The organism is Hallella absiana (assembly GCF_025457485.1).
In the GTDB taxonomy this organism is placed as follows: Bacteria; Bacteroidota; Bacteroidia; order Bacteroidales; family Bacteroidaceae; genus Prevotella; species Prevotella absiana.
The window spans coordinates 21,136-27,726 of record NZ_JAMXSP010000034.1 but is presented as its reverse complement, the minus strand read 5'-3'; the positions used below and the strand labels follow the sequence as shown (position 1 = coordinate 27,726).

The 6,591-nt window shown below is 52.4% G+C and carries 6 protein-coding genes; 3 read left to right on the top strand and 3 right to left on the bottom strand.

Annotated features, from left to right (window positions below):
- Positions 1-583: 583 nt before the first annotated feature.
- From NG346_RS12575 to NG346_RS12565, 3 genes are all read right to left on the bottom strand, one after another.
- A complete protein-coding gene (locus NG346_RS12575) occupies positions 584-1,180 on the bottom strand; it encodes a LemA family protein (RefSeq protein ID WP_262280728.1) in 597 nt (198 codons plus the stop codon).
- 34 nt (positions 1,181-1,214) lie between these two features.
- Positions 1,215-2,042 carry a TPM domain-containing protein gene (locus NG346_RS12570; RefSeq protein ID WP_262280727.1) on the bottom strand — a complete coding sequence of 276 codons (828 nt, stop codon included), beginning with the start codon at positions 2,040-2,042 and terminating at the stop codon, positions 1,215-1,217.
- Between the two features lie 113 nt (positions 2,043-2,155).
- Positions 2,156-2,854 carry a peptidylprolyl isomerase gene (locus NG346_RS12565; RefSeq protein WP_262280726.1) on the bottom strand — a complete coding sequence of 233 codons (699 nt, stop codon included), beginning with the start codon at positions 2,852-2,854 and terminating at the stop codon, positions 2,156-2,158.
- A gap of 239 nt (positions 2,855-3,093) precedes the next feature.
- Between NG346_RS12565 and NG346_RS12560 the strand changes: the two genes are divergently transcribed.
- Genes NG346_RS12560 through NG346_RS12550 form a run of 3 tightly spaced genes read left to right on the top strand, consistent with a single transcriptional unit; the run spans position 3,094 to position 6,559 of the window.
- Positions 3,094-3,963: a hypothetical protein gene (locus NG346_RS12560; protein WP_262280725.1), complete on the top strand. Its 870-nt coding sequence runs from the start codon at positions 3,094-3,096 to the stop codon at positions 3,961-3,963.
- A gap of 48 nt (positions 3,964-4,011) precedes the next feature.
- Entirely contained in the window at positions 4,012-5,526 is a 1,515-nt protein-coding gene (locus NG346_RS12555) for a TolC family protein (RefSeq protein ID WP_262280724.1), read from the top strand.
- A 37-nt stretch (positions 5,527-5,563) separates the two neighbouring features.
- Positions 5,564-6,559, top strand: a complete 996-nt coding sequence (locus NG346_RS12550; RefSeq protein WP_262280723.1) for an HlyD family secretion protein — start codon at positions 5,564-5,566, stop codon at positions 6,557-6,559.
- Positions 6,560-6,591: the final 32 nt, after the last annotated feature.

The window sequence follows — 6,591 nt, the reverse complement described above, 5'->3', positions numbered from 1 at the left end:
ATCTTTTCTTGTTCCATGACCGCAAAGGTAAGCAAAAAAAATAGTTTTAGCACGCTATCATATCAAGTTCTTTGGTTAGGCAGCGGCATCCGTCCGCCACGGACAATCCCCCTTGGGCCGAATATGTCCCTTATGTCTTTCTGTCTTAAAAGGAAAATCTGTCTCTCTGTTACTCTGTCTTTTTCGTCTGTTCCTCTGTCGTAACTTCTGACAATAAATCGCGGCTGAGAATCGATTCTTTTGAACGAAGACCCATGTCGGGCAGAATTTCGCCAAAAACAGAGCAAATTTACAAACTACTTATAATCAGTCTGTTGTGCTACTTCTGTCTCTTTTCAACCAATGAAACGCCATGATTTTGCCTGTCAAACAACCGAGATGACACGCACAAACAACCGAGATGACCTGCACAAACAACTGAAATGACCCGCACAAACAACCGAGATGACAGCAGAAGAGCACTTTTGGGGGCGAAAAAACGCTGTTTTTTGTGGAAAAGAAATAAGAAAGCCTGTCCACTCAACTCTAGATTGCGAGTTACGGTGAACAGGCTTTTGTAAGAACATTTCAGGAAGAGAGTGGATCACTCGTCAAAGTTGAGCTCCGGAGCCTTTTCCGCACCCGCAGCAGCCTCGAACTTCTCCATGCGATTGAAGCCGAACATACCGGCAAAGATCACATTGGGGAAGGTGCGCACATCCTGGTTGTAGTCCTGCACAGCCTCGTTGTATTTCTGCCGTGCCTCGTTGATACGGTTCTCCGTGCCCTCCAGTTGTATTTGCAGACTATGGAAGTTTTGGTTCGCCTTCAGTTCGGGATAACGCTCCGCGACCACCATGAGTTTGCCGAGAGCCTGAGAGAGCTGTCCTTGCGCAGCCTCGAACTGCTTGAGTTTCTCCGGCGTAAGGTTGCTGGCATCGAGTTTCATCTGCCCCACGGAAGCCCTTGCCTTAGTGACCTCCTCAAAGGTCTGGCGCTCGTGCTTGGCGTAAGCCTGTACCGTCTTGGCGAGATTAGGGATGAGATCGGCACGCCGCTGATAAGAAGCCTGCACGTCAGCCAACGCCGTCGTAGCCGTCTCCTGCTTCTCGACCATACCATTATAGGCACTGCAACCACCAACACCAGACAATACTATCACCGCAAGGATGATGAGTATGATCAAATTAGTTTTCTTCATATTGAAAGGATTAAATTATAATTATCAACATATATTACCAGCCTCCACCGGCTCCTCCGCCGCCAAAGCTGCCACCACCGAAGCTGCCGCCACTGAAGCCTCCGCCGGAACTGCCTCCGAAGCCACCACCACCACCGAAGATGAAAGGCGGGAACCAGTCGTCGTCGTCATGACGGCGACGGCGTTTCTTCTTAGGATGATACCACCCCAGTTTGGCCAGCAACAAAAGAATAAGCTGATAGATCGGGTATCCAAAACAAGCCAAAAGGACAACAAGAATCGTAAGCCACGAGACTTCATCGTCTTCGGAACCGATTTCCTCGCCATCGACGACGGCCTTTCCTGTTTTGAACTTAGAGTAGAGCGCCTGTGCCGTAGAGAGGACAGCGGCGTCGATGTCGTTGACTTTCATATTCTTGACGATACACTGCTGGGCAATGTCGTCGCACTCCACATCGGTCAGATCAGCTTCAAGGCCCTTTCCCGGCGCAATGAAATAGCGGCGGTCGCCCACGGCCAGAACGACGACCAAGCCGCGCCGGTCCTTCTTCGTCCCCACTCCATAATGGTTGCCGATGTCCTCTGCCATACGGAAGCAGTCAGCATCCTTGACATGTCCCACCACCACGAAGACCGTCTGAATGCCGCACTCCGTCTGTAAGCGGCGGAAACAGACATCAGCCGAGTCGCGCATAGAGGGCGACATGAGTCCCTCCGGATCACAGACATAGCGGTTGCGATCCTGCAAGTGCACCATCGGCACATCGTCAGCTGTCCACACCTTGGCCGAAACGGGCAGGGCGAAGAGCCAAAGCAAGACGACGATCATCTGCACAAAGAAACCTTGACGAAGCTGTTTCATGTCATTATTGAGCCTATTAGCGTATGATTACTGCAAATATAATGAATTTCGCTGAAGCGTAAGGACAAAGGCAACAAATAATAACAACTTTTCATAAGTAATCATAGCTTAGCTCACTTAATCACCGACGCTTTGATGATCCTCACATCCTCCAGCGGACGGTCGTTCTCATCGGTAGCCACATGATCGATGGCATCCACCACATCCAGTCCTTTGATCACCTGTCCGAAGACAGTGTACATGCCATCGAGATGGGGCGTGCCGCCGACGGTCTTGTAATACTCTCGAATCTCCGGCGTAAACTTCACGGCACCATGCGTCAATGAATCCGTCTTGTGCTGAATGCGGTCAAGCGACTTGTCGGAATAGGTTCTACCCCAAACGATATAGAAATGCGCTCCGCCGGAAGCCCGCTGCGGGTTGACGCTGTCGGGCTCCCTTGCGGCAGCCAAAGCGCCACGCTTATGGAAATACTGAGGATAGCGGAACTCAGCGGGCACGGTATAGCCAAGGTCATAATCGCCCAACTGTGCACCCGGTTTGGCGTGACGCGAGGTAGAGTCGCCCGCCTGGATCATGAAGTCGGCGATGACCCGGTGGAAGAGAATGCCATCGTAATAGCCCGAACGCACCACCTTGAGGAAATTGTCGCGGTGACGCGGCGTCTCGTTGTACAGTTCCACAACGATATTGCCTTTTGTCGTCTGCAACATTACCTGATGGCGCACGGTGTCGGTCTTTGTCTCTCCTTGTGCCCATGCCGCAGACACGGCGAAGAGCATGAGCGTCAATAACAATGCTACTTTTCTCATAGTCACTGATTAGAAATCTGATTACACGGGGTAAAATTACACAATCCCTGTTTATTTTTGGTCGTTTTTTCCCCAAAAATACTAAAATTTAAGATTTAAAAGGCATAACCGGCTGAAAAGACTTTGCCGTTTAAGATAAATAGCCTAAATTTGCAGGAGAATACATTATCCATAAGACGTGGAGAAGATTTCATCATCCACCTCTTTACAACTCATTATTTAAAAGGACAACAAAGAACATGAAAAAGATCATCATTCCGCTCGTCATAGTCGTATTATTGCTGTTGGGAGGCATCGCCTGGCTCTATACCAGTCTGAACAAACAGAAGGAGGAGAACAAGGAGATGGTGCAGCTTGCCGACCTGGACAAGAAGGAGATGGAGAATGAATATCAGCAGTTCGCCAATCAGTACGGTGAGATGAAGACCCAGATCAACAACGACTCCATCATCGCCCAGCTGACCCAGGAGCAGGAGCGCACCCAAAAGCTCTTGCAGGAACTGCGCAACACCAAGAGTACAGATGCCCGCGAGATCGCACGACTCAAGCGCGAGCTGGCTACGGTGAGAGCCGTACTGCGCAGCTATGTCATCCAGATCGACTCGCTTAACCGCGCCAATGAGCATCTCACAGCGGAAAACACACGAATAAGAGGACAATACGATCAGGCCACCCAGCAGATTGCCGGACTCAACAGCGAGAAAGCCGGACTGGCCGAAAAAGTAGCCATCGCCGCACAGCTTGATGCAACCGGCATCAACCTCACGGCCATGAGCAAACGTGGCAAGGCAACGAAGAAGATCAAGAAAGCCAAGGCCCTGCAGGTCTCCTTCTCTATCGCCAAGAACGTCACGGCTGCCAGCGGCATGAAGACCGTCTATGTCTGCATCAACACACCGACAGGAGCTCTGCTCTCGGGCGGCGGCTCGTTTAACTACGAAAACCGTACCCTCCCCTGCACCATGAAGCGCTCGGTGGAATACAATGGCAACGAGACACCTGTCACCCTCTTCTACAACATCGGACAGGCGCTGGAAGGCGGCACTTACCGCGTGAGCATCTTTGCCGACGGCAACATGATTGGCTCGCGCAGCTTCACGCTGGAATAAGGACTTCACGGTCCGAACAAAGACACGGATAAACGTCAGTAAACAAATATGAGAAAGTTCACTTTCGCCATTTTACTTTCAGGATGCGTATTGGCTGCCCACGGACAGACCGTGCTGACACTGGACAGTTGCCGGGCTTTGGCCCTGCGCAACAACAAACAGATCAATGTCGCACGTCTGGGAAAAGAGGTGGCAATGAACACCCGCAAGGCAGCACGTACGAAATACCTGCCAAAGGTGGATGTTCTGGCCGGCTATGAATTCACCAGCCGCGACATCAACCTGCTGAGCAACAAACAGAAGAACCTGCTCAACAACATGGGCACCAACCTCGGCAACCAGGTCGGAGGAGACTTGCAAAAGGGTATTACGGAAAAGATGACCGAGCTGGTGAAGCAAGGAGCCATCAGTATGGAGCAGGCTCAACAGATCGGTGCGATGATGCAACAAGCCGGTGCTCCCATCGGACAGTACGCTGCCGGCATCGGCAACACGTTGGGCCAGCAAATTGTCGACGCCTTCCGCACCGACACGAAAAACGTTTTCGGCGGTGCCGTCATCCTGCGCCAGCCGATCTTCATGGGTGGTGCCATCAAGGCAGCCAACGCCATTGCCGACATCACAGAGGAGATGGCCGACAACGATGAAAGCCTGAAGACACAGGGCACAATCTATGCTATCGACAAGGCCTACTGGACAGTCGTCTCCCTCAAGCATAAGCAAAAACTGGCTTACAGCTATCGCGACCTGGTGAAGAAGCTCGACGACGATGTCAAGAAGATGATCCGTCAAGGAGTGGCCACCAAGGCCGACGGACTGAAAGTGGACGTGAAGGTCAACGAGGCCGAGATGGACATCACCCGTGTCGACGATGGTGTGACGCTGGCCAAGATGCTGCTCTGTCAGCTTTGCGGCATCCCGATGACCGACCAGATCACGCTGGCCGACGAGGAAGGCAACGGACTGGAGAAAAGCAACGTGAAGTTTACCGACTATCAGCCCGACTCCACCTTCTCTAGTCGCCCTGAGGTGCGTCTGCTGCAAAACGCAGTGGACATGAGCGAGCAGGGCACCAAGGTCATCCAGGCCGAATACCTGCCTCACGTAGCACTGACAGGCGGATATATGATCACCAACCCCAATGTCTACAATGGTTTCCAAAAGCGTTTCTCCGGCGTGTGGAACGTAGGCGTGACCGTGCAGGTGCCGGTTTGGAACTGGTTTGAGGGCCGCTACAAGGTCCGGGCCTCCCGTGCTGCCACGAGCATGGCACGCATGGAACTGAGCGACGTGCAGGAGAAGATCAACCTGCAGGTGACTCAAAGCCGCTTCAAGGTGAAAGAAGCCCGCAAGCGTCTGACCATGGCCCAGAACAATGTCAAGAGCGCAGAGGAAAACTTGCGCTGTGCACAGGTAGGATTCCGTGAGGGCGTCATTCCCTCCACCGATGTCATGGCTGCGCAGACGGCATGGCAGAAAGCCCACAGCGACAAGATCGACGCAGAGGTAGACTTGCGCGTCAGCGAGGTGAACCTGGAGAAGGCATTGGGTATCCTCGAATAAACCATCAACGAACCAAAGAAGAAAAAACATAAAAGAGATGTCAGCAAAAACACAACATAACAATATACTGCTTGCCGTGCTTGGATTCTCAGCAGCAGTGGCGATCGTAGGTGTCATTGGTTTCTTCGCTTTCGGCAAGACCGACGAGATTATTCAGGGCGAGGTGGAAGTCGGCGACTATCGCGTCAGCTGTAAGTTGCCGGCGCGCATCGAGGAGATACGCGTCAAGGAAGGCGACTACGTGCATGTCGGTGACACGCTTGCCATCCTGCAGATTCCTGAGGCCAACGCACAGCAGAAAGTAGCGGAAGCCACCGAGGGTGCCACTCAGGCTATCAGCAATCTGACCGATGAGGGTGCGCGCAAGGAACAGATACAGAGTGCCTACGACTTGATGCAGCAGGCCATGGCCGCTGAGGACATCGCACGGAAGACCTATACACGTATGCAGAACCTCTACAACGAGGGCGTGATGAGTGCACAGAAGCGCGACGAGGCTTTGGCAGCCTTCAAAGCCGCCGAAGCACAAGTGAAAGTGACGCAAAGCCAGTATCAGCTGGCCAAGAGCGGTGCACGCAAGCAAGAGAAGATCGCTGCCGCCAAAAACACTCAGGCGGCCAAGAGTGCCGTTGACGTCGTCAAGTCAATCCTGAGAGAGACCGTGCAGATTTCTCCTGTGGAGGGCGAAGTCAGCGACGTCTATCCCAAGGTAGGCGAGTTGGTGGGCATGGGCTCTCCGATCATGAACATCAACATCATGTCGGACATGTGGGGAACCTTCAACGTGCGTGAAGACCAACTGAAAGGTCTGAAGGTCGGCGATGAGTTCACCGCTTTCTCTCCTGCTTTCAACAAAAACGTAAAGATGAAAGTCTACGACATCAAGGACGAGGGCTCTTACGCCGTATGGAAAGCCACAAAGAGCAACGGACAGTACGATCTGAAGACCTTCGAGGTGAAGGCTCACTTCGTCAACAAGTTCGACGGACTGCGCCCCGGCATGTCGCTGATCATCAAAAACACCAAGAAATAACACAGAAGATTGAAAGAGAATAGCCTCTACAC

Excerpts from the sequence above, each read along its gene's own strand:
- NG346_RS12565 (WP_262280726.1), bottom strand. The coding sequence starts at position 2,854 with ATGAGAAAAGTAGCATTGTTATTGACGCTCATGCTCTTCGCCGTGTCT.
- NG346_RS12570 (WP_262280727.1), bottom strand. The coding sequence starts at position 2,042 with ATGAAACAGCTTCGTCAAGGTTTCTTTGTGCAGATGATCGTCGTCTTG.
- NG346_RS12555 (WP_262280724.1), top strand. The coding sequence starts at position 4,012 with ATGAGAAAGTTCACTTTCGCCATTTTACTTTCAGGATGCGTATTGGCT.
- NG346_RS12550 (WP_262280723.1), top strand. The coding sequence starts at position 5,564 with ATGTCAGCAAAAACACAACATAACAATATACTGCTTGCCGTGCTTGGA.
- NG346_RS12560 (WP_262280725.1), top strand. The coding sequence starts at position 3,094 with ATGAAAAAGATCATCATTCCGCTCGTCATAGTCGTATTATTGCTGTTG.
- NG346_RS12575 (WP_262280728.1), bottom strand. The coding sequence starts at position 1,180 with ATGAAGAAAACTAATTTGATCATACTCATCATCCTTGCGGTGATAGTA.